The organism is Microbulbifer bruguierae (assembly GCF_029869925.1).
Lineage (GTDB): Bacteria > Pseudomonadota > Gammaproteobacteria > Pseudomonadales > Cellvibrionaceae > Microbulbifer > Microbulbifer bruguierae.
Window position 1 is genome coordinate 928,306 of the sequence record NZ_CP118605.1, and the last position, 21,649, is coordinate 949,954.

At 57.9% G+C, this 21,649-nt stretch carries 24 protein-coding genes; 11 read left to right on the forward strand and 13 right to left on the reverse strand.

Annotated features, from left to right (window positions below; genetic code table 11):
• Window positions 1-22: 22 nt before the first annotated feature.
• On the reverse strand, window positions 23-445 hold the full coding sequence (msrB, locus tag PVT68_RS04005) for a peptide-methionine (R)-S-oxide reductase MsrB (protein WP_280321329.1): 423 nt from the start codon (window positions 443-445) through the stop codon (window positions 23-25).
• 297 nt (window positions 446-742) lie between these two features.
• On the opposite strand from msrB, the gene PVT68_RS04010 reads away from it, so the two are divergent.
• Window positions 743-1,957: a pyridoxal phosphate-dependent aminotransferase gene (locus PVT68_RS04010; protein ID WP_280322574.1), complete on the forward strand. Its 1,215-nt coding sequence runs from the start codon at window positions 743-745 to the stop codon at window positions 1,955-1,957.
• An 11-nt stretch (window positions 1,958-1,968) separates the two neighbouring features.
• Window positions 1,969-2,364, forward strand: a complete 396-nt coding sequence (locus tag PVT68_RS04015; protein ID WP_280321330.1) for a hypothetical protein — start codon at window positions 1,969-1,971, stop codon at window positions 2,362-2,364.
• Window positions 2,365-2,461: 97 nt separating this feature from the next.
• Here the strand turns inward: PVT68_RS04015 and PVT68_RS04020 are convergent, their stop codons facing one another.
• From PVT68_RS04020 to PVT68_RS04040, 5 genes are read right to left on the reverse strand one after another with little or no spacing between them, the layout of a single operon-like run.
• Window positions 2,462-3,400 carry a class I SAM-dependent methyltransferase gene (locus PVT68_RS04020; RefSeq protein ID WP_280321331.1) on the reverse strand — a complete coding sequence of 313 codons (939 nt, stop codon included), beginning with the start codon at window positions 3,398-3,400 and terminating at the stop codon, window positions 2,462-2,464.
• Window positions 3,401-4,594 (reverse strand): ATP-NAD kinase family protein, encoded by a 1,194-nt coding sequence (locus tag PVT68_RS04025; RefSeq protein WP_280321332.1) that lies wholly within the window; start codon window positions 4,592-4,594, stop codon window positions 3,401-3,403.
• A complete protein-coding gene (locus PVT68_RS04030; RefSeq protein WP_280321333.1) occupies window positions 4,591-5,754 on the reverse strand; it encodes a 4-phosphoerythronate dehydrogenase in 1,164 nt (387 codons plus the stop codon). Before PVT68_RS04030 ends, PVT68_RS04025 begins: the two co-directional genes overlap by 4 nt.
• Window positions 5,751-6,674 carry a 5'-3' exonuclease gene (locus tag PVT68_RS04035; RefSeq protein ID WP_280321335.1) on the reverse strand — a complete coding sequence of 308 codons (924 nt, stop codon included), beginning with the start codon at window positions 6,672-6,674 and terminating at the stop codon, window positions 5,751-5,753. The genes PVT68_RS04030 and PVT68_RS04035 overlap by 4 nt, the downstream gene beginning before the upstream one ends.
• Window positions 6,671-7,309 carry an elongation factor P hydroxylase gene (locus PVT68_RS04040; protein ID WP_280321337.1) on the reverse strand — a complete coding sequence of 213 codons (639 nt, stop codon included), beginning with the start codon at window positions 7,307-7,309 and terminating at the stop codon, window positions 6,671-6,673. Before PVT68_RS04040 ends, PVT68_RS04035 begins: the two co-directional genes overlap by 4 nt.
• Before the next feature lie 475 nt (window positions 7,310-7,784).
• On the opposite strand from PVT68_RS04040, the gene PVT68_RS04045 reads away from it, so the two are divergent.
• A complete protein-coding gene (locus PVT68_RS04045) occupies window positions 7,785-8,471 on the forward strand; it encodes a hypothetical protein (protein ID WP_280321338.1) in 687 nt (228 codons plus the stop codon).
• 74 nt (window positions 8,472-8,545) lie between these two features.
• Here PVT68_RS04045 and tusA read toward each other — a convergent pair whose 3' ends face one another.
• On the reverse strand, window positions 8,546-8,779 hold the full coding sequence (gene tusA, locus PVT68_RS04050; protein ID WP_280321339.1) for a sulfurtransferase TusA: 234 nt from the start codon (window positions 8,777-8,779) through the stop codon (window positions 8,546-8,548).
• A 141-nt stretch (window positions 8,780-8,920) separates the two neighbouring features.
• On the opposite strand from tusA, the gene PVT68_RS04055 reads away from it, so the two are divergent.
• On the forward strand, window positions 8,921-9,205 hold the full coding sequence (locus PVT68_RS04055; RefSeq protein ID WP_280321340.1) for an antibiotic biosynthesis monooxygenase family protein: 285 nt from the start codon (window positions 8,921-8,923) through the stop codon (window positions 9,203-9,205).
• Here the strand turns inward: PVT68_RS04055 and PVT68_RS04060 are convergent.
• The 3 genes from PVT68_RS04060 to PVT68_RS04070 all read right to left on the reverse strand — a co-directional run bounded on the left by PVT68_RS04060 (window position 9,183) and on the right by PVT68_RS04070 (window position 11,035).
• Window positions 9,183-9,839 carry an alpha/beta family hydrolase gene (locus PVT68_RS04060; RefSeq protein ID WP_280321341.1) on the reverse strand — a complete coding sequence of 219 codons (657 nt, stop codon included), beginning with the start codon at window positions 9,837-9,839 and terminating at the stop codon, window positions 9,183-9,185. The genes PVT68_RS04055 and PVT68_RS04060 overlap by 23 nt on opposite strands.
• Window positions 9,839-10,069: a YheU family protein gene (locus tag PVT68_RS04065; RefSeq protein ID WP_280321342.1), complete on the reverse strand. Its 231-nt coding sequence runs from the start codon at window positions 10,067-10,069 to the stop codon at window positions 9,839-9,841. Before PVT68_RS04065 ends, PVT68_RS04060 begins: the two co-directional genes overlap by 1 nt.
• 159 nt (window positions 10,070-10,228) lie before the next feature.
• Entirely contained in the window at window positions 10,229-11,035 is an 807-nt protein-coding gene (locus PVT68_RS04070) for a class I SAM-dependent methyltransferase (protein WP_280321343.1), read from the reverse strand.
• Window positions 11,036-11,288: 253 nt separating this feature from the next.
• Between PVT68_RS04070 and PVT68_RS04075 the strand changes: the two genes are divergently transcribed.
• The 4 genes from PVT68_RS04075 (at window position 11,289) to mnmC (ending at window position 15,065) form a co-directional block, all read left to right on the forward strand.
• Entirely contained in the window at window positions 11,289-11,819 is a 531-nt protein-coding gene (locus tag PVT68_RS04075; protein ID WP_280321344.1) for a glycine cleavage system protein R, read from the forward strand.
• Window positions 11,820-11,920: 101 nt separating this feature from the next.
• Window positions 11,921-12,388 (forward strand): tRNA (uridine(34)/cytosine(34)/5-carboxymethylaminomethyluridine(34)-2'-O)-methyltransferase TrmL, encoded by a 468-nt coding sequence (gene trmL, locus PVT68_RS04080; protein ID WP_280321345.1) that lies wholly within the window; start codon window positions 11,921-11,923, stop codon window positions 12,386-12,388.
• An 18-nt stretch (window positions 12,389-12,406) separates the two neighbouring features.
• Complete coding sequence (fldB, locus tag PVT68_RS04085) at window positions 12,407-12,928, forward strand: flavodoxin FldB (protein WP_280321346.1); 522 nt, start codon at window positions 12,407-12,409, stop codon at window positions 12,926-12,928.
• Between the two features lie 13 nt (window positions 12,929-12,941).
• Window positions 12,942-15,065 (forward strand): bifunctional tRNA (5-methylaminomethyl-2-thiouridine)(34)-methyltransferase MnmD/FAD-dependent 5-carboxymethylaminomethyl-2-thiouridine(34) oxidoreductase MnmC, encoded by a 2,124-nt coding sequence (mnmC, locus tag PVT68_RS04090; RefSeq protein WP_280321347.1) that lies wholly within the window; start codon window positions 12,942-12,944, stop codon window positions 15,063-15,065.
• Here mnmC and PVT68_RS04095 read toward each other — a convergent pair.
• Window positions 15,032-15,655, reverse strand: coding sequence for a DUF502 domain-containing protein (locus PVT68_RS04095; RefSeq protein WP_280321348.1), 624 nt, complete (start codon window positions 15,653-15,655; stop codon window positions 15,032-15,034). The two genes, mnmC and PVT68_RS04095, sit on opposite strands and share 34 nt — an antisense overlap.
• 54 nt (window positions 15,656-15,709) lie before the next feature.
• On the opposite strand from PVT68_RS04095, the gene PVT68_RS04100 reads away from it, so the two are divergent.
• Complete coding sequence (locus PVT68_RS04100) at window positions 15,710-16,477, forward strand: glutaminyl-peptide cyclotransferase (protein ID WP_280321349.1); 768 nt, start codon at window positions 15,710-15,712, stop codon at window positions 16,475-16,477.
• Window positions 16,478-16,519: 42 nt separating this feature from the next.
• On the opposite strand, the gene PVT68_RS04105 is transcribed toward PVT68_RS04100, so the two are convergent.
• On the reverse strand, window positions 16,520-16,993 hold the full coding sequence (locus tag PVT68_RS04105) for a hypothetical protein (RefSeq protein WP_280321350.1): 474 nt from the start codon (window positions 16,991-16,993) through the stop codon (window positions 16,520-16,522).
• 142 nt (window positions 16,994-17,135) lie between these two features.
• Here PVT68_RS04105 and recQ point away from each other — a divergent pair, with 142 nt between their 5' ends.
• The gene (recQ, locus tag PVT68_RS04110) at window positions 17,136-19,001 is read left to right on the forward strand and encodes a DNA helicase RecQ (RefSeq protein ID WP_280321351.1); all 1,866 of its coding nucleotides are present in this window, start codon (window positions 17,136-17,138) and stop codon (window positions 18,999-19,001) included.
• Window positions 19,002-19,143: 142 nt separating this feature from the next.
• The gene (locus tag PVT68_RS04115) at window positions 19,144-20,535 is read left to right on the forward strand and encodes a serine hydrolase domain-containing protein (protein ID WP_280321352.1); all 1,392 of its coding nucleotides are present in this window, start codon (window positions 19,144-19,146) and stop codon (window positions 20,533-20,535) included.
• Here the strand turns inward: PVT68_RS04115 and PVT68_RS04120 are convergent.
• The gene (locus PVT68_RS04120; RefSeq protein WP_280321353.1) at window positions 20,507-21,457 is read right to left on the reverse strand and encodes a tellurite resistance TerB family protein; all 951 of its coding nucleotides are present in this window, start codon (window positions 21,455-21,457) and stop codon (window positions 20,507-20,509) included. The two genes, PVT68_RS04115 and PVT68_RS04120, sit on opposite strands and share 29 nt — an antisense overlap.
• Window positions 21,458-21,649: the final 192 nt, after the last annotated feature.

The window sequence follows — 21,649 nt, forward strand, 5'->3', positions numbered from 1 at the left end:
CGCTGGCCTCCAGTCGGTTCAATCAACCCTCGTCAGCTTCCTCCGACCCGGTATCCTCTTCCGGGTGGAATTTTACCGACAGTGAGTTAACACAATAGCGCAGCCCGGTGGCCGTTGGGCCATCGGGGAACACGTGCCCCAGGTGACTCCCGCAACTGGCACACAGAATCTCGGTACGCAGCATCCCCAGGCTGCGATCGGCTTGTTCGGCAATGACGCCCTCGCCCGCCCCAGCATCAAAACTGGGCCAGCCGCACCCGGCATCGAATTTGGAAGCCGACTCAAACAGGACCTCGCCACAACAGCGGCAGTGGTACCTGCCATCCTCAAATGTAGCCCAGTACTCCCCCGAAAAAGGCCGCTCGGTCCCCGCCTTACGACACACATAAAACTCTTCTTCGGTCAGGCGCTCGCGCCAGTAGTTATCGTCTTTTTCTTTTGACATACTGTGTCTCCTTTTTTCGCCTGATAAGTCAGTATCCAGCGGCATACCCTGCCCGGCAAAACGCTTAGCAGCAGCACCTTTTCATTACCCCAGGTGCCTGGAAGCATCGCGCCCCGGGTTACATTCCCAGAGCGATATACAACCGGATTCCGCAGTAGGTAGTAAAGCCTACTAAAGGTCGAATCCCGGTTAGAAGAATTTGCCCATGCGTTTGTCTTTTGCAGACTTTCGCAGCACTTGCCTAACAACAGCCAAAGCCCCGTCAGTGACCGGGGCGCCAGTGAAAAGTACGCAATGATGAAGGATATTCACAAGTCTGAGAAACTCCACGGTGTCTGCTATGAAATACGCGGGCCGGTGATGGAGCAGGCAACCCGCCTGGAAGAAGAAGGCCACCGGATCATGAAGCTGAACATCGGCAATCCGGCACCTTTTGGCTTTAATGCGCCGGACGAAATCCTTCAGGACGTCATCTACAACCTGTCGCAGGCACAGGGTTATGTGGAATCCAAAGGGCTTTTTGCGGCCCGCAAGGCAATCATGCAGGAAAGCCAGACTCTCGGTATCCGGGGCGTGGACATCGATGATATCTACCTCGGCAATGGCGTGTCCGAGCTGATCTCGATGTCGACCCAGGCACTGCTGAATAACGGCGATGAAATGCTCCTGCCGATGCCGAATTATCCGCTGTGGATGGCAGCCACCAACCTGACCGGTGCCAAACCGGTGCTCTACCGCTGTGACGAACAGGCCGATTGGCTGCCGGATATCGACGACATTAAATCCAAGATCACTCCACGCACCCGCGGCATCGTGGTGATCAACCCGAACAACCCCACCGGCGCTGTCTACCCCAAAGAACTGCTGGAACAGATCGTCGAAGTCGCCCGCCAGCACAATCTGGTGATCTTCGCCGACGAAATCTACAGCAAAATCCTCTATGACGATGCTGTATTCACCCCCATGGCTACGCTGGCGGAAGATGTGCTGTGCCTTAGTTTTAACGGCCTGTCCAAGTCATATCGCCTGGCCGGTTTCCGCTCTGGCTGGATGATCGTAAGCGGCGCCAAGCAGCGCGCGCGGGGCTTTATCGAGGGTATGGACATCCTCTCCTCCATGCGTCTGTGCGGCAATGTACCCGCGATGTTCGCGGTGCAGACCGCCCTCGGCGGCTACCAGAGCATCAAGGATCTGGTACTCCCCGGCGGGCGCCTGCGCCAGCAGCGTGACCTCGCCTACCGGATGCTGAACGACATCCCGGGTGTCAGCTGCGTAAAACCACAGGGTGCCATTTACCTGTTTCCGCGGATCGACCTGGATCGACACAAGATCCAGAACGACGAAAAATTTGTGCTGGACTTCCTGCGTCAGGAAAAAATCCTGCTGGTACAGGGCTCGGCGTTTCACTGGGATGCACCGGACCATCTGCGCATCGTGTTCCTGCCGCGCCCCGATGATCTCGCCCACGCAATCGATCGCCTGGGCAACTTCCTGGAACGGTATACCGGATAGCGACGCGATAGATGCTGGACGATCTGCATATTCACGACTTTTACCGGGATGCGGGGCGGATTCTGCTGGCACTGTTCCAGCGCTTTCCGGCCCCGGCCACCATTTACGTGGAAGATATCGCCGGCCCGGACACCCCGGACGAATTCGGCCTCCACTCCCCCCGCCATCTGGCCTGCCTGGGTGCCATGACCTGGCTCAAACAGTGCGGCTATATCCATTTTTCCCAGCTGGTGCGACAGGAAGCGATAGAGGACGCGACGCTTTCACACCGGAGTTTTCTGGTACTAGTCAGCCGCGGGGACAACGGGGTCAGTAATGCGGAGAAGCTGGATCAGATGGTACGAGGAGGATCTTCACCTCAGCTCGAGGCGTTGATGATGGAACTGATGAAGCGTCTCGAAGCCTGAATTACGGCGGTCATGAACCTGGTTCTCTGTGGCGGCTGAACACTGGGCACGAGTTTTCAGAACCAGGCCTGGCCGCCATAGCAACACCTACGAAAAACTAGGAGCTTCGACGAAACCTCACATGCAACATCTTCAGTGCCGCATCCGGATCACTATCCGGGAAATCGGGATTCTGAGGCAATCGTTCAATGACAGAATATCCAGAATTCGCTGCGGTAATCAGCCCCCTGAAATCCGCTTCACTGATACGGGGCGAATTCACCACCAATAGCAAATCCGCTTCATCCGCGAGACACGCCGGCAGCAACTCCAGCTGGCGAGCGTAATTTTCCTGCACATCAAAACTGCCTCGCTGAAAGGTAGGCGGGTCCACAACCGCCAGATGGAACGGCCCACGCCGATCGTACCTTCCGAAATCACGCAACGCGTCCCTCGCCAGAAAACTGATCCCCTTTAACGGCACGTCATTTGCGCGATGATTGGCTTCACCTCGTTTCAAAACGCCTTTGTTGAGATCCACATTCAGCACCCCCAGCTCACCCGCAGCACGCGCCACCACTGAAAACGCGCAGGTAAACGCAAACAGGTTCAGCAATTTCAGATTGTCCACCCGCCCCGCTTTCTCTTGCACCTGCTGCTCAAGCCAGCGGCGCCCGGGTTCGATATCGAGGAAAAAACCCACGTTCTGCCGATCAAAGGTCAGTGGAATCTGCAGGTCGCCGCGCTGGGCAACCGGAGCCTCTACCGGCGAGCCTGCCTGCCACAGAATTGGCGCACCTCGCTCATAGCGACGCTGCACGGCCACCCCGGTATACCCGAGTGGCTCGATCAGCGCCCACAGGGATGCGACAAGCCCTTCCTCATCGTCGTAGGCGTCAAACAACGTCACCAGTAATGCCGGGGCATAACTGTCCACACAAATACTTTCAAAACCCGGGTAGCAACGACCGCGGCCGTGAAACAGGCGGCGACTGTCCGCACATCTTTCTTCCAGTTTGCTGCGTACAACCTGCAGCAACGGTTCCCAATCCATCATTTACTCGCTTGTATTCTGCACTGCAGGAATTTCCCCACTGCCGTCACCAGACAGCGGGTAAAGAATTTCATCTCGGTAACCCGTCACCACCCGTACAAAGCCACTCCAGGCTTCATCCAGGGAGGGTTCGCCACTGTCGATTAACAGAGGGCGCCCGCCGAGCTCGGTAATTTTCGTTTTGGTGGCGATCACCATCAGATTTTCACGACCCACTGCTCGCAACACTCGGGGGCTCAGTTGCTGGTTGCCACGGCCAATCAGGTGACCCTGGCCACCGATGGCGGTGAGGATGATTTTGATCGGAATATGGGGCTGCGCCGCACGGTGTTCAGCGATCGCCGCTTCGATATCTGGCGCGCTTACGTCAGCGGCAATCAACCCGCCCTCATGCCACAGGTCCACCCCCAATAGCGTACCCTCTTCTCCGAGTTCGGAGAGCACCGCCAGGGTCGTGGAGCCGGGGCCAACAATGTAGAGCGTTTCCGGGGCCAGATGATTAATTTCCTCAACTACCTGCGCGGCAATATCGGCTACCGCCAGCTCTTCCACTTCGCGGCCGGCATTTTTTACTGCCTGCAGAAAATGCCCCTCTTCCGGCACCAGCAGTTCACCGTAGTAGCGGGTGCTAACGCGCCCCTCACGGAAGGAGTTTTCGTCAATATCCCGTACTTCACGCTGGTGCAGGTCTACAAGTTCGCCCGCCAACAACCGCCGCAACACTTCACCACCGGCCTTGGGGGAAATCGCAAAACAGGCGGAGTGCATTTTCACCCCGGCAGGAATACCCAGTACCGGACAGCAGTCACCGAGAGCATTGACCATATTGCGAGCCGTACCATCGCCGCCGACAAACACAATAAGATCCGCACCGGCGGCGCGGAGCTCGCGGGCCGCGCGCTCGGTATCCGCCGGGGTGGAACGCTCCCCCTCGGCCTGGCCCGCGGTCGTGACGTGCAGCCCCAGCTCTTGCGCCAGTGTCTCGCCCATATCACCGGCAAAGGTGACAATTTCCAACTCCCCCGCAAAGGGCACCAGGGAAGCGAGTGCGATCTTCGCCCGCTCGTGCGACTGCGGCAGGATACCTGCCGCCAGGGCCCGCTCAACGGTATCTGCTCCGTCACTCCCTTTCAGGCCTGCGGGACCACCTACACCAGCCCAGGGGTTAACAATCAGTCCAAGTTTTTTCAGCTTCACACGAGCCCCAGTATTGCCAGTTGCTGCCGCACTGCGTCATCCAGATTTTCCGCCACCAGGCGGTAATGGGAAAACTCCAGGCGTTTCGGGTACTGCTTGCGCAATTGATCAAAGGATTTCGCCATCGGCTCGCCACCAGAGAGCGCCCTCAGGGCCACATCCCGCAAGCGGCGATCGTCCTGTCTCGGGTCATACATCTGCAGCAACAACGAGCGCACTGCGGAAAATCCGCTTTCGTCACTGGAAAGCACCTGCTGCGCGCCCCGCTGCCCTGCTACTGCGGCATCATCCGGCTGCGGCGGCGACAGGTGTAGCGCCCTGTCCAGCGCCTCGCGAATCATGCGTGTGCCCGCCAGTTTGCCGTCATGGCTATAGCCGGCGATGTGGGGGCTACCAAGATCAACCTTTTCCAGCAGGCCCAGAGGGATGTCCGGTTCGTTTTCCCACACATCCAGCACTGTGGTGAAATTCCGTTCTCGAGTCAGCAACGCCAACAGGGCCCGATTGTCAATCACCGCGCCTCGCCCAGCGCTGATCAGCACTGCACCGGGTTTGATCTTCGCCAGCGCATCGGCATCAAGCAAATGCAGGCTCGGGTGCGGACCGCCTTTAACCAGCGGCGCATGCAAACAAATGATGTCCTGCTGCAGTACGGTTTCCAAACTGGCGGCATCCGGGTTATCCGGCAGCCAGGGATCGAAGACTTTGCAGGAAACATCCAATGCATGCAGGCGTTGTTGCAGCAAGCCGCCAACATTACCGCAGCCCACAATGCCAAAACTGCGCCCGCTCCAATTAACATTCAGTGCCGCCAGCACACAGAAAACATATTCCACAACCGAGTTGGCATTGCAGCCTGGCGCCGCGCTCCAGTGGATGCCCTGATCGTTCAGCCAACCAGTGTCCAGGTGATCGGTGCCGATGGTACAACTGCCTACAAAGCGCACGGAGGTTCCCTGCAACAGTGCAGCATCAACCTGCGTAACAGAGCGTACCAGCAGTATGTCGGCCTCCATCAACTGTGATTTGTTCAACGAACGCCCCGGAGCCAGGGTAATCTCCCCGAGGTCGGCGAACCAGTTCTCCAGGCCGGGGATATTTTCGTCAGCAACGATGTTCAATCGATTGCCGCTCAGACCATTTCGACGCGATGCGGTCATAGGATTTCCGGTTCAAACTGACCCATACATGTGCGGCGGATTTTTTTCGCAAGCCCGCCAATTCCTAACTCGTCAGCCAGTGCCAGCGCATAGTCCTGCGCTGGCGCCTGCCAGGCAAGATCTTCCGTGCTGACATTCAGTGGCACCAGATATTCGAGCTGGGCCAGTTGCAACGCCATGCGAATCTGCTCCTGGTGGTCGACTATTTTCCGAGCGATATTAGCCGCACCGCGGAGCTTGAGGCTCGCCACTTGCTCGGCATTGGCAATAAGCGCTTCGACACCATCAAATTCCGCCAGTAATCTCGCAGCGGTTTTGGCTCCGACCCCCGGGACTCCAGGTATGTCATCAATGCTGTCGCCCACCAGCGCCAGGTAGTCAGCTATCTGCCCCGGACGCACACCGAACTTGGCCTGAATCGCGGCCTGATCCAGATGCCTGTCCGCGGCAAAGTCCCACAAAGTGGCTGCGCCCCGCTCCAGCAGTTGCCCCAGGTCCTTGTCCCGGGTGACGATCACTGGTGCCAGGGCTTGCTGTGCACATACCTGTGTCAGCGAGGCAAGAATATCGTCCGCCTCAAAACGCTCGCTGGCAAAACTGGCTATTCCGAGCGCCTTGGCCATTTCCCGGCAGGCCGCCAACTGATAGGCCAGCGCTTCGTCCGGCAGCGCGCGACTGCATTTATAGTCCGGGTAGATTTCATTGCGGAAGCAATTACCCAGAGATTCGTCAAACGCACAGGCGATGCGCGCTGGCCCTCGCGTCAGTAGATCCAGCAGGAAATTAGTGAAACCGTATACCGCCTCGGTACTGTAGCCAGCGCGGCTCACCCAGTTCGGCGGCAGCGCAAAGTAGTAGCGAAAAATATATACAGAGGCATCCACCAGGTAGGTCTCGCCCTGACGCGACCAAGCGCTCACCCCAGGTCCTCCAGACGATAAAGCCCGACGCACAGCGGATCCGGACGACCGAATGCCTGTGCCAGCGACTCGGCAAACTGCCGGACGCGGGAATTGGCACCCTCTTCGCAATAGCGGCGCGCCTGTTGCCAGATGGCCAGTTTGAACACTGCACTGGGGCCGAGGCCGGCACCGAGGTTATCGGCACTGACCCGAAACTTGAGGCCGCAGGCGCGGGCGAAGATCCATTCGATCGCCTGAGGTTTGACCTCAACTATCTCAAACTCCGCCTGTTGCTCCGGACTGCGGCCATCCGGCGCATACCAGTATCCGTAATCCGGCAACTGACGCCGGCGGGCACCAGCCACACACCAGTGCGCAACTTCGTGCAGGGCACTGGCGGGGTAGTCGCGGGTAAATTCAACCTGATGGAAGGGCTGACCATCCCCGGCGGGCCGATAAAAGGGCTCCTCGAATCCCCCTTTGAGCCACGTGTTCAGACCATCCGCCGGCGAAAAACAGGCATTGAACACTGTGACTATTCGTTCAGTCACGCTGGTTTCGTTCACTTCACCGGTAACTGCATCATTTTCTTGCAGCTGGTATGAAACTTGCTGCTCAATTTGTTGCGCGCTGGCCAAAGGGATCTCCGACAAAAACTGGCTCTTATGGGCGATTGCTATTGCCCTGCGATCCGGCCCTGGAGCCCGACTTATACAGGGGGTCGTCAGTTGGCGCGGACTATAGACAGGGGGGACATCTGGATCAAGGGTGGCGGAAATTCCACAATTCTCCACAACTTGCCCGTTGCCCCCTCACTCAGAGTAAAAAAGGAGGAAAATCAAGGCAAAGAACCCGTGTTCGCAGGTTGTATTTCCGCGAATCAGAATATACCTTTGAACTCAGGGATACCGGAAACCTGCTGCCGCTCAGCGCAGTCCCCGCGAGTGCTGTGAGTGGTTGTTTTCGGTTGCGGTACCGGCTTCCCAGGGGGGGCAAACAAGGCGCTCCCGGAGTCTGGATCTCGGCGGACGGCCACTCGGCCCTCGCACGCTATCTCTACGCCGGTTGCACCAAATAAGTAGTACAAGACCTTCCCGCCCTACTACCGGCCCTGCATGGAGGTGCACTATGACCGACCAACGTACCAATAACGTGGTTGACCTCTTCACCGGCAAGCCCATCGAAACGACTGAGAACTTGCGTTTTATACGTCTGTCTCCGGAGTTGGATGGCTTGGAAATGCTCTACTCCAACAATTCCAGTGGAACTGATCTCTACAGTCTGAAAATTCTTTGCTGGGGCCTGCGTGCCAATGGCGAGGTAGTCGGACTGGTTCCCTGGTTAAACGCCATCGTGGCCTGCCCGGAAATCCAGGATCCCCTGGATGGACGGTTTGAAGGCTACTACGACCCGGGTATCGAGGAAATTTTCCACGCACCCCCCATCCATAAAATCGTCGAGCTGGAGACTGCGGCGGAATACTTCGAGTACGAAAGCAATCACGCGGATGAAGTGGTCCAGGAAGTTCCCGATACCATTGGTACCCACGCGGTATTTATGGATAAGGAAAAAGAAAACCTGACCCTGACCGAAGTCGTGAGCTGGCGCCTGTTTGCCAGCGGAGAGATTCACGGCATGCTGATTGATCACAACAGTGTGGAAACTACACCGGTTCTTCCCGGGGACGAATGCCTGTACCCGGCGCAGGAGTCGGAATGCTTCCGCTACTTCTTCCAACACCACATCGCCAACAAGATCAAGTCGGAGGACCCGGAAGCCCTGGCAGCGATCGCGGCGTTAGTCACCTCGCCCTGAAAATTCTTCTCAATCCAACACACAAGGGCGACCAGTGGTCGCCCTTGTTGCAACTGCTGTACGCCTATCCGGATTCAGTCATCTGCCTTCTTAATCCAATAGACGAACTCGTCATTCTCTTCCAGATGCTGTATCAGCTCATAACCGAGAAACTGACAGAATTTGGGTACATCACGCTGCGTGGAAGGGTCCGTTGCAAACATCTGTAAAACTTCGCCAGCGGCCACCTTGCGCACCGCAGAATGCAGCATCATAACCGGTTCCGGGCACAGCAGGCCGCGGGCATCGAGAGTGTGTTGTGACTTCATGACGCTATTGTCGAGGATTTAAATGGATACGTCACCCGTAAAATTGATCAGGTGCCTGACCCGCCGGACAACTCCATAAAAGACTAAACTGCAAACAACAGAGTCACCAGCCAGATTTACATTCACGGTGCTTATGCTGCAATGATTTACGTACTCATCGAGCGGGAAATTGCCGAAGACCTCGAATCCACCTATGAAGAAGCCGCCCTCAAGCTGCTGACCAACGCCTACCAGACCACCGGTTTTGTCGAGGGACACACGTTCAAGGAACAGGGAAATCCGCTGCGACGTTTCACGCTGTCAAAATGGAGATCCATACTGCACTGGCAGCAGTGGTACAACAGCGAAGAGCGGCGAGACCAGATGTCACAACTTGCCCCGATACTCGCTCACGAAGAACGCATCACAATTCTCGAGCACACATAAATGCAACCGCCAGGTCAGCAGCCCTTTGCCAGTGTGCCTGCCGGGTAAATCCGCTGATTTTGCGCGGTTTGAAATCGTGATCGCCATCCTCCAGCCAACAACAGTCGATCATTGTCGATAACGGGTATCCCGCAACTTCCTCCCGGCTTCCCAACTTGTCCCTGGTCCCCTGGACAATCAGGGTAGGACAGGTGAGTGACGCCAGGTGTTCGGTACGTAAATTGTCCGGTTTACCCGGCGGGTGAAACGGATACCCCAAACAAACCGCCCCGGAAACCCTACCCGCGTCAAAATTCTCTTGCGCCACCATGCTGGCCACCCGCCCTCCCATAGACTTGCCGCCAATGAACAGGTTTTCCGGCTGCATTCGAGCATGGATCACATCAATCTGCTGCTGAAAAAATTCCAGTAATACATTCATTTTGTTTGGTGGCCTGCGCCCGCCGCTCACTCGCCGCTCCGCCATATACGGAAACTCGAATCGCACTACGCCAACGCCCTGCTCAGCCATCTGAGCAGACAACACCTGCATAAAGTCACTGTCCATTGGTGCGCCCGCACCGTGGGCGAACAGCAACCAGCTGCGCGGCTCTGTTTCCGGCCTGTCGATCAGCCACCCGGCAGGCGCCGACATCAGTATTCACCTTCTTTTGGAATGTCTTCGGCCAGTACCAGGTTGATACTTTCTTCGCCGGGTTCGAACCAGATCACAACGGTTCTGTTTTCCAGCTGGCGGCGCAAACTGGCAACCTTGTCATTCAGGCCAGTTTCACGCTCGCCGTAGTCGGTGCCGTCGCGGGTCGCGTATTCTTCCAGAAGATTTTGCAGGGTATCGGGATCCAGTTGCTTGTAGGGGATGATCATTCGTTTCTCGGATACTGCTGTGAGCAGGTTCGCGCTCTCGGCACTCAGAACCTGAATTAAAGGTAATTACTGGGGATTTGCTTCCTGGTCTGCCGCAAATCCGCAAACAAAAATGCCCCGGAAGTCCCGAGGCATTCTAGCTTTACCTGTATGGAGAAATCAGGCTTTAGGCTTCCGGAACCGCAAGGTCATACGGTCACTTTCACCAATGGCCAGATACTTGTCTTTGTCCTCGTCTCCCAGACGCAAAGACGGCGGCAGAGTCCATACTCCCTTCGGGTGATCGGCGGTATCTTTCGGATTGGCGTTGACCTCGCTGGACTCTTCCAGCACAAAACCCGCATTTTTCGCCAGTTCGATCACATAATCCTGAGTGACATAGCCGCTATTGCGCATATCAGCACGGCTGGTACCCGGCTTGGCCCGATGCTCGACCACGCCCAGCACACCACCCGGCTTCAACGCTTTATAAAACGTCTTGAATGCCGCCTGCTCATTTTTGCCACCCATCCAGTTGTGCACATTGCGGAAGGTTAGCACCGCATCCGCAACCCCTGCTGGTGCAATTTCGCTATCGCCACCGGGGGCAAATTCGGTCAGCTTCACCGCTCCGTACACGTCCTGCTCCTCCGCCAACATCTTTTCAAAAGATTTGCGGGAGCTCTTGAAGTAACCAACTTCCGTATCTGCAGGAAAATGGGCCGCATAAAAGGTGCCATTCTCTTTCAACATCGGCGCCAAGATTTCACTATACCAACCGCCACCCGGCCAGATTTCCACCACCGTCATATCCGGCTTGACCTGAAAAAACTCCAGGGTTTCCGCAGGGTGACGATACTGGTCCCGCGCGGCGTATGCCGGAGTTCGATGATCTCCCTCAATCGCCTCTTTGTGCGGCGCAGCTTGCACAGCTCCCGCAAACACCGTCGCGCAAGCCATACTGGCCAGTAAATGAGTAAACTTCATACAACGTCCTCCTGTATTGATTATTTTCCTTCGACCTGAGATTCAACACTGCCGGCCCTGTCTTGTAAAGACTTCGCGGATGAGCCCAAGTTCCCGGTTTCAGCCAATCGTTGACTCGCGCCCGCGCCCGGGCTCTCAACATCACTGATTCCACACCCGCCATGTCCACCGCCACACGAGAATTTTGCCCAGCAAGCGCCACACTGGCTACAATTCACCGCAATGTATCAGCAGCGCCAATAAGGAAGTCCTCATGCAGCAACACCTCGTCATCAGTATCATCAGCGACGACAAACCCGGTGTAGTGGAAATGCTATCCGCCGCGGTAGCGGAAAATGGCGGCAACTGGGAAGACAGTCGCATGGCACATTTTGCCGGCAAGTTTGCCGGGATTCTCCGTGTCAGTGTGGCCGCAGACGACAGCACCCGCCTGAAAGAGGCACTGCTCAATCTTGCTGGCTCCGACTTCAAACTACAGATTGAGGACACCCTCGCGGTGGCGGCCGACAGCCGCCAGACCCTGCAGCTCAAGCTGGTCGGAAATGACAGGCCTGGAATTGTGAAAGAAATCTCCCGTGCCCTTGCCGCCCGCAGGATCAACGTGGAGACCCTCGACACCCGTTACGGCAGCACGCCCTGGAGCGGCGAACCGCTATTCACCGCCGAATGCACCATCAGTATCGCTGAAGACGTCAGTATCGACGGTCTCTACGACGAGCTGGACGAAATCGCCGACGAACTGGGGGTAGAGATCGACTGCGAAGAAACTTCCTCCGCGCTATAATCCTCCGCCTTTTGCGGCCCGGCTGATCAGTTTTTGAGCCGGGCCGTTATCCAGTCTGCAGGCTGGTTACCAGCCCAGATCGATCCAACCGACCCCAGATCATGTTTAAGATTGTGCTCTACCAGCCCGAAATTGCCCCCAACACCGGCAATATCATCCGCCTATGTGCCAATACCGGTGCCGAGCTGCACCTGATCGAGCCGCTCGGGTTCGCCATGGACGACAAGCGCCTGCGACGCGCGGGGCTGGACTATGCGGAATACAGCCGAGTGGTCCGCCACCGGGACTGGCAGGCATTTTTAGAGACTGAGCAGCCCACGCGGGTACTCGCCCTGTCCACCAAAGGCAGCCGCCGGCATTCGGATATCGAATACCAGCACGGCGACGCTATTGTATTCGGCCCCGAAACCCGCGGCTTACCGGCGGAGTTTCTGGCCACCACCGGCCAGCAACATACCCTGCGCATCCCCATGTGCGCCAACAGCCGCAGTATCAATTTATCCAATGCCGCGGCCATCGTGATTTACGAGGCCTGGCGACAGCTGGGCTACATTAACGCTCAAGCCTGAATCAAGGCTCATTAATTTATGCGCGCACCTATCGGACTTTTTTACGGTTCCAGCACCTGCTACACAGAAATGACTGCGGAAAAAATCCGTGATCGCCTCGGCGAAGAATGGGTCGATCTGCACAACGTGGCAGACGAAGATATTGCCCAGATGGAAGACTACGACTTCCTGATTCTCGGCATCCCCACCTGGGATTACGGCGAACTGCAGGAGGATTGGGAAAACCATTGGGAACAACTGGCTCAACTCGACCTGAGCGGCAAAACCGTCGCACTCTACGGCCTCGGCGACCAGGAAGGTTACCCCCAGTGGTATCAGGATGCCCTCGGCTACCTGCATGCTCAGGTCCTTGCCGTCGGAGCCAAGGCGGTAGGCTACTGGCCCGCGGCAGGTTATCAGTTCGAAGCGTCCAAGGGGCTGACTCCAGATGGCACGCACTTCGTAGGCCTCGCCCTCGACGAGGAAAACGAATTCGATCGCAGCGAGGAACGCCTCGACCAATGGTGCGCGCAGATCATGTGCGAATTCGGTTTTCAGTAATCGGGCTATCGCGATGTCTGAAAAACCACACATTCCGGTACACCACGCCAACCTACAATGGCGCGAAGACGGCCAGCCGGTTTCCAGCGCCTTTGACGATATCTATTTTTCCAGTGCCTCCGGTCTCGAAGAAACCCGCTACGTATTTCTCGCGCAGAATAACCTGACGGAGCGTTGGACGGCACTGGAAAATAACGGCGTATTTACCATCGGTGAAACCGGTTTCGGTACCGGTTTGAACTTTCTTGCCGCCTGGCAACTTTGGCAGGCCACAGCCCCCGCCTCTGCGCACCTCCATTTTGTCAGCGTGGAAAAATTCCCCCTGCGCCGGGACGACCTGGCCCGAGCGCTGACGCTGTGGCCGGAGCTGGCAGAATTCAGCACACAACTGCTCCGGCAATACCCGGCCTATCTGGCAACCGGTGTGCACCGGTTGAACTTTGGCGACAAGGTACATCTGACCCTGATCATTGACGAAGCCAGCAGCGGTTTTCAGCGCTTGCTGCTCGACGATCCACCGCGGGACCGCGCAATCGATGCATGGTTTCTCGACGGGTTTGCACCAGCGAAAAACCCGGACATGTGGAGTGAGGCCCTGTTTCGCACAATCGCAGACCTGAGCACCGAACGCGCAACCTTCGCCACCTTTACCTGTGCCGGCATTGTCAAACGCGGGCTCAAGGGCGTTGGCTTCGCGCTGGAGAAGGTGCCGGGCTTCGGCCATAAGCGGGAAATGCTGCGAGGTTCATTCTCCGCCTCACTATCAGAGGCAGATCACTCAGAGCATGCGCACAAAACCACGCCGTGGCATCTTCCGGAATACACCCCAAAGCGGGCCGGAAATATTGCGGTGGTGGGCGCCGGTATTGCCGGTGCCTGCGCCGCACGCGCGCTGGCGGAACGGGGTTTCGACGTCACCGTATTTGAACAAGGGGATGCGCCCGGCAGTGGCGCCTCCGGCAATGACCAGGGCATTCTCTACGCGAAACTCTCCCCCAAGCCCGGCCCGAATGGGGATTTCAATCTGCTGGCACTGCAGTTTGCCCAGCGCTACTACCCCGCCCTCTGCCCTCAGGCGGTTCATTTTGATGGTCTGCTACAACTTGCGCAAACTGACAAAGAACGCCAGCTACAACAGCAGATTGTTCAGCATCTTTGTCTCCAGAAAGACTCCGAACTCGCACAACCGGTGACCGACGACGAAGCCAGTGCTCTGGCCGGCGTACCTCTGGCAATGCCGGGTCTGTACTTCCCTCAGGCAGGCTGGCTGCAACCCAAACGGGTTTGCACCACACTGTTACAGCATCCGAATATCCACATCCGCTTCACGTCAAAGGTACACAGTGCCCGGAAAAAGGATGGCCAGTGGCATCTCGGGGTTGAAAAAAACCAATCCGTTCAAGAACCGGGTACTGAGCAACAAGCGTACGATGCCCTGATACTCTGCTCAGCCAATTTCAACTGCGATTTCGAGCAGACAACACCGCTGCCGCTACAACCCATCCGCGGCCAGGTCTCGTTTGCCCGGGCCACGGCGCAATCCAGTCAGCTGAATATCGCGCTCTGCGGCGAGGGCTATATTGCGCCGGCGCACGAGGGGGACCAGGGGCAACAGCACAGCTTCGGCGCCACCTTCAAACTGAAGCAAACGGATACTGCCATCCGCGAGGATGAACACCAGGAAAACCTCACCACTCTCGCCACCTTGCTGCCGGAAATTTCTCAATCGTTCGCCGCTCAGAAACTGGGCGGCCGCGCCGCCCTGCGCGCTGCGACTCCGGACTATTTACCCATGGCTGGCCCGGTGGCGGACTGGGAAGGACTGGAACAGACCTACAGCGCACTACGCAAAAATCGCAAGCAATTGATAGACCGGCGCGCCCCTTACCAGCACAACCTATACGTGCTGGCGGGACTGGGATCGCGGGGGTTTACCTATGCACCACTGGCCGCCGAGGTCATCGCCGCCTGGATCAGCGGTGAAGTCATACCGGTATCAGAGGATCTGGTGAAAGCACTGCACCCGATGCGCTTCGCGATCAGGAATCTGGGGAAAAACAAACCGCTCCAGCAGGAAGGTAAAGAACCGGGCAGAACACCGGGTCATGAAGCGCGCACGCCTGACTGCAGCAACTGACCGCTGCCGGAACCACAAGCCACTATGGATTTCATCGCCGCCTCCACCGTGACATGGGGCAAAATCTCTACGCACTCGGGCGGCAGATGATAAACAAATCCGGAGGTGGGCACCGGCGCAGTCGGCACATACACGGTGTAATCACCATTGGGATGTTGCGACGTCACAATCGCGGTCACCGACAGCGGATTATCTGCGCCGTGGATCCGGGCCCGTGCTACTGGCCCGGAAAGCACCCCTTCACTGCCCGCACCACCAATAAACTGCAGCACCAGATCTTTGATGGTGTTGTACCCCGGCGCCAGCCTTCCCAACCAGTGATCCAGGTGCCGGTGCGCCCAGCGCCCCACACTGGTTTTTACCAGCAGCCCGATAACAAAGCACAAGCCCAGAATCAGCGCTATGACGATAAGGCGGGCAAAGTTATCCTTGAACTCGGTATGTGCCTGCATCCACTCGGTGGCTGGGGCCACCATCTCGCTGATCTGGCCAAACAGCCACTGGAACAGCATGATGAAGATGGCAATCGGCAGAACCACCGCCAGTCCACCGAGCAGGGTCAAGGTGACAAAGGTTTTTATTCTGGTCATAAAATACTGCACTGCATTGAAATTCGCTCTGGTAATCGGATAGCCGCTATAACAATGAGACTTCTATTCACCGCCCTATTGTCACTGCTGCTTGTATCAGTACACGGACACGCTACCCAGTTACTGGATTACCGGTTACTGGACAGCATTTCCCGCCCAGCCGATCACTTCACCCAGGGACTCTTTTACGATGGCGAGCGCTGGCTGGAAAGTAGCGGACGTTATGGACAATCCTGGCTGGCGGAGTATACCGACCCGGGAGCGAATCCGGTAAGACGCAAGTGGCTGGCAAGTAATCGCTTTGCGGAAGGGCTCGCAGTTTACGGGGACCGGCTCTATCTGCTGACCTACCTGTCTGGCGAGCTGCAGGTCTACAAGCGCGAGAATTTCACCCTGGAAAAAACCCTGGAATATGCCGGAGAGGGCTGGGGCCTGACCACCGACGGTAAGCAGCTGATCATGAGCAACGGCAGTGACAGATTGACCTTCCGCAACCCGGAAACCTTCGAGGTAACTCGCAGCCTGCAGGTAACCGGTGGCGGTGAGCGCTGGTCGCGCCTGAACGAATTGGAATACATAAACGGTCTGGTGTGGGCCAATATCTGGCAGGATCCAAGGATTATTGCCATAGACCCGGAAAATGGCAGTGTAAAAGGCGTAATCAACCTTGAGGCATTGCTGAAAGACAGCCTGCAGGGAAAACGGGATGTAGATGCGGTGGCCAATGGCATCGCCTGGGACCAGGCCCGCAACGGGCTCTGGGTGACGGGAAAATACTGGCCCAAGCTTTACCTGATCAGGCCCGACGGCCTCGGTTTTTGAGGGTGATCAAGAAAGGCCGCCGTCGGATAGCCCCTGCCGGCGTCAGTTTCTGTGGTAATCGATAACGGTCAGCATACCGCCGCTGCGCATGGACTCCAGCGCCGGACCGTTCACCTGCAACCGATAACCCCGCTGTTGCCGCTCAACAGTCACCCCCTCCATGCCATCTACACCGTCAAACAGCAGAGCGTGAGCGCCGTTGGCAGCGCGCCACTGAACCCCTTCGATATTGCGCATCCCCGGTAACTCGATCGTCACCGCCTGCAGATCCAGCGGCAGCTCGCGTACTTCCATTCGCGCAATACCACTTGAGGTGGCGAGGGAATAATTGAGTTCATGCGCCGGTGCGGGCTTCCAGCCGAGGTGAGTATCCGCCACGGCGGACTGCGCCAGGTTCCGCGGATTCAGCACTGAGGACTGAGTGGTGCAGCCACCCAGAACCAATAGCAGTATACCGACGACCAAGGCGCCGAATGGCAATAGTATTTTGTTGACTGTGTTAATAACGACACACATAGGCTTATCCCTGTCTATGTCTGCGGTTGAGGGATTATAGATCGACATCGCAAGTTGATGAGGTAATGAATGCCAAGAATTGGACCACAGAACCGCCGTACCGGTTCGCAGCAAAGTCCAAGGCAGAGGTATACTGCCGCCCATGACAGACACAGCCCCCCCTCCCGCCGTCAGCGGCACACCTCACTACATCCTCGAGCACACGTTCGGCTACACCGAATTCCGCGGTGACCAACAAGACATTATCGATACCCTGGTGCGCGGCCGGGATGCTCTGGTACTGATGCCCACCGGTGGCGGCAAGTCGCTCTGCTACCAGATTCCCGCCCTCGCCCGCCGCGGCTGCGGTATTGTTATCTCGCCATTAATTGCCCTGATGCAGGATCAGGTCGAAGCGCTACGGGCTGCAGGTGTCGCGGCAGCGTTCCTGAACTCCTCCCTGGGCTATGACCAGGTGCAGGATATCGAGGCCCGACTGACGCAGGGAGAACTCGACCTGCTGTACCTGGCCCCCGAGCGCCTGCTCCAGCCCCGCACCCTGGAGCTGCTGGAGCGAGTCCAAATTTCGCTTTTTGCCATCGACGAAGCCCACTGCGTCAGTCAGTGGGGACACGACTTCCGCGCCGACTACCTGCAACTGTCCTGCCTCCACCAACGCTTTCCTGAGGTACCCCGAGTCGCCCTTACGGCCACTGCCGACCAACGCACCCGCCGGGAAATCGCCCAGCGACTAGACCTGGAAAATGCACGTCACTTCGTCAGCAGCTTTGATAGGCCCAATATCCAGTACCGGATTGCCACCAAGAACAATCCGAAACAGCAGTTGCTGCAGTTTCTGAACAGCGAGCAGCGGGGCAATGCGGGGGTTATCTATTGCCTGTCGCGCAACAAGGTGGAGTCGACCGCAGCCTGGCTTCAAAGCCAGGGCTTCAATGCACTGCCCTATCACGCAGGGCTTGCCGCCGATGTACGCGCAGTGCACCAGCGGCGATTTCTGCGCGAGGACGGGGTGATCGTGGTAGCGACCATCGCTTTTGGTATGGGTATCGACAAGCCGGACGTGCGCTTTGTGGCACACCTGGATCTGCCCAAAAGCATCGAAGCCTATTACCAGGAAACCGGACGCGCCGGGCGCGACAGCGAAGCCGCTACCGCCCTGCTGCTCTACGGGCTGGAAGACGTGGTGAAATTGAGCCAGATGGCCACCACGTCCGAAGGCAGTGAGGAACACAAGCGCCAGGAGCGACAGCGGCTGGATGCCATGCTGGGCCTCTGCGAGATCACCAGCTGCCGGCGCCGCGCGCTGCTGCGCTATTTCGACGAAGAGCTGCCCCATGACTGCGGCAACTGCGATACCTGCCTCGAACCTCCGGCCACCTGGGATGCCAGCGACGCAGCGCGCAAACTGATGTCCTGCATCTACCGCACCGGTCAACGGTTCGGTGCCGCCCATGTCATCGATGTGCTGCGGGGAGGCGATACGGAAAAAATTCGCCAGTTCAACCACCAACAGCTATCCACTTACGGTATCGGCGCCGACTTGAGCGCTACCGAGTGGCGTGCCATCGCGCGTCAACTGGTGGTACGGGGCTACCTGCAGGTCAACGGCGAAGCCTTCAATGCCCTGCAATTGACCGAGCTGTGCAGGCCAGTACTGCGTAGCGAAGAATCCCTGCAACTGCGCACTTTACCCAAGGCCGCGACCCGTGTAGCCGGCAATTCCTCAGGCGCGAACAACGCCCGTGAGCACATCGAAATTAGCCTGCAAGATCAACCTCTATGGGACGCCCTGCGAGCCCTGCGCAAGTCCCTGGCGGAAGAGCGCGGCGTACCGCCCTATGTGGTATTCCACGATGCCACACTGCGCGAAATGCTCAGTGCCAAACCCCGCAACCGCGCGGAAATGCTAGCCATTTCCGGAATCGGCGACAGCAAACTGGAACGCTTCGGCGACGACTTTCTGGCACTTCTGGCGAGCTTCAGCGGTACAGAAACCGTTACCGGGTAGTGATCGCCACCGGGTTGCCGGCGATCCCCTGTCACCAGCCTTTTGGCCGCGGTTAACCTGCCGACAACAAAATGGCCGTTGTTAAAATCCCCTTGTCGAGATTACCCACGCAGCACCCAGCCCCAAACCGATAGCAACAATCATGAAAAAAATCCTGCTCTTCACCCTTGGCAGTTTCGCCACTCTCGCCATCGCCCTGACATTGCTGGCGCCCTCGCTACTCGGCTTCTCCATCAGCCAGCTGGGCGCCGCTGTAGACGTTGCCACCGGCATGGGTGCCAAGCTGGCCTGTTCCGGGCGCTATGTATCCGGGTTTTCTCCCCAGCGGAATCTGGAAGATCTCGCCTCCTACTCTCCGGCCAACCGGCTTCTGGAGCTGAGCTATAACGACGAACGCCAACAAGTCAGCGCCACCCTGCTCGGCCTCGGCGAGACCAGCGCCCGTTATCGTCCTGGCCTCGGCTGCACACTGGATATCGGCGACACCAGCGACCTGGATCGGATCCGGATTGACAAAATCGAGCCGTATTCGGCCCCGTGGCCCTCGGGCGACCAGGCAACCGATATCAACCCGCGACTGCAGCGCGCACTCGACGATATACTTGCCCGCGACAATGCCGCCAACCGGCAAACCCGCGCCCTTCTGCTGGTTCAGGATGGCGTACTGGTGGCGGAATCCTACGCCGACGGAATTTCCACAGACACGCCCCTACTCGGCTGGTCCATGGGCAAAAGCCTGACCGCAATGATGCTGGGGCGCCTGGAGCAACTGGGTCGCGCTGGTAACCTGTCGACTCCGCTTTTCCAGCAGTGGCAGCATGACGAGCGAGCAGCCATCACTCTGGACAGCCTTCTGCAGATGTCTTCCGGGCTGGATTTTGACGAAACCTATGCCCCCGGCAGCGATGCCACCCGTATGCTGTTCAACACTCACAGCGCCTCTGAGGTAGCTCTCCTTAGCCCGCCCCGGCATACGCCGGGAGAGCACTTTTCCTATTCCTCCGGCACGACCAATCTGCTCGCCCGCTGGATCGCCGAGCGCCTGGGTAATACGCCCCAAAGCAGTGTGGATTTTTTCCGCGAGGAAATGCTGCGGCCACTGGGCATGCGCAACACGGTATTCGAGTTGGACCCCAGTGGAATATTCGTTGGCAGCTCTTACATTTACGCATCCGCCCGGGACTGGGCTAGGCTGGGCCTGCTGATGCTTGAACGCGGCAACTGGCAGGGTAAACAGTTGATCAACGAAGACTGGGTCGAACGTGCACAAAGCCCCAACGACAGCAGTAATGAGCCGGCCTACGGCTACCAATTCTGGCTCAATCGCGGCGGCGACGCTCTGCGCTTTCCCGAGCTGCCCGCGGACGCCTACTTTATGCTCGGCAACCGCGAGCAGGTGGTCATGATCTCCCCATCCACCAAAACGGTAATGGTGCGGCTGGGATGGAGCGCCGGTGAATATCCCACCGGCGCCAACTTTGCGGAGATACTGGCATCTGCAACGGCTAGCCCCGAGGTATCTGCTGCTCGATAACCCTGGCAGCCTGCTCCGACATACCGAGCTTTTGCGCCAGTTCCTCCAGATACTGGCGCTCACGGGTATTGTCCGGGTTGATGGTCATGGCCGACACCAGGTAGAGGTTGAATGCCGTGGCGGGGTCATTGACACCCTCGACCACCTGGTCAAGATCGACTGGTGTGGTCAGCATTGTGCGAAAGGTTTCCAGTTCACTGCTGTCCACCTGGCCGTGCAACGCCTGCATAATATTTTCCTGTTCCTGCGGGTCTATCTTCCCATCCGCCTGAGCCGCGGCAATCATCGCTTTGAGCATGGTTTCCGCCTGCTGTTCATCGTCGTCTGCGTCGGTATCCGTGTTCACAAACCCGAACAGACCACCCTTACCCCGAGGCTTCATCTGTCCCCAATTACCCGGCTTGGTTTGCGACCCCTGCGGGCCCTGCTGGCCAAATTTACCATCCGCGCGACCGAAGATCTGACCAAGGATATCCCCCAACCCTCCACCGCCGGACATACCGCCCCCAGCGCCATCACCTGAAGGTATTCCCCCCGGTGTGCCTCCTGGTATTCCTCCCGGCCCCTGCTGTTGCATCTGGGCAAAAATCCGCCGCGCTATCTCCATCAGAACCGCAGCACCACCGGCACCCGCGCCCGCCGGGATAGCACCGCCAAAAATATCTCCACTTCCAGGGCCGGTCGGCACTCCCTGTGCGCCACCTGGAGACTGGCCCTGCCAGCCACCGCCGAGGCCGCCGGGCTTGCTCGCGCGCGCCAGAATATCATCGAGGTTGGGACCGTCACTGGTATCCGGAGCCGGCACCTTGCTGAAGTCCGGTGGTGGTTTGCCCGGTGCGGGGGCGGATTGTGCGCGGATTTTTTTGTTCAACATGGATATGCCCGCGCCAATCAATGCGCCGAGCAACAGCTTTTTGTTCATAGGGAGCCGACCTTTTCACTGGTGAGAAGCTGCCCATGTTTTAAGGTGCCGCCTAATTCGCCACCACCGCCGCTGCATCCCGTCTCCAGAGCCGCTACAATGCGCCCCCGCAAACTGCCTGTTCCATAGCCTGGAACTGAAAAGGCCGGGAGCTGAAAAAGGTCGTGCAGGCCAATTGCAACCCCAGCCAAG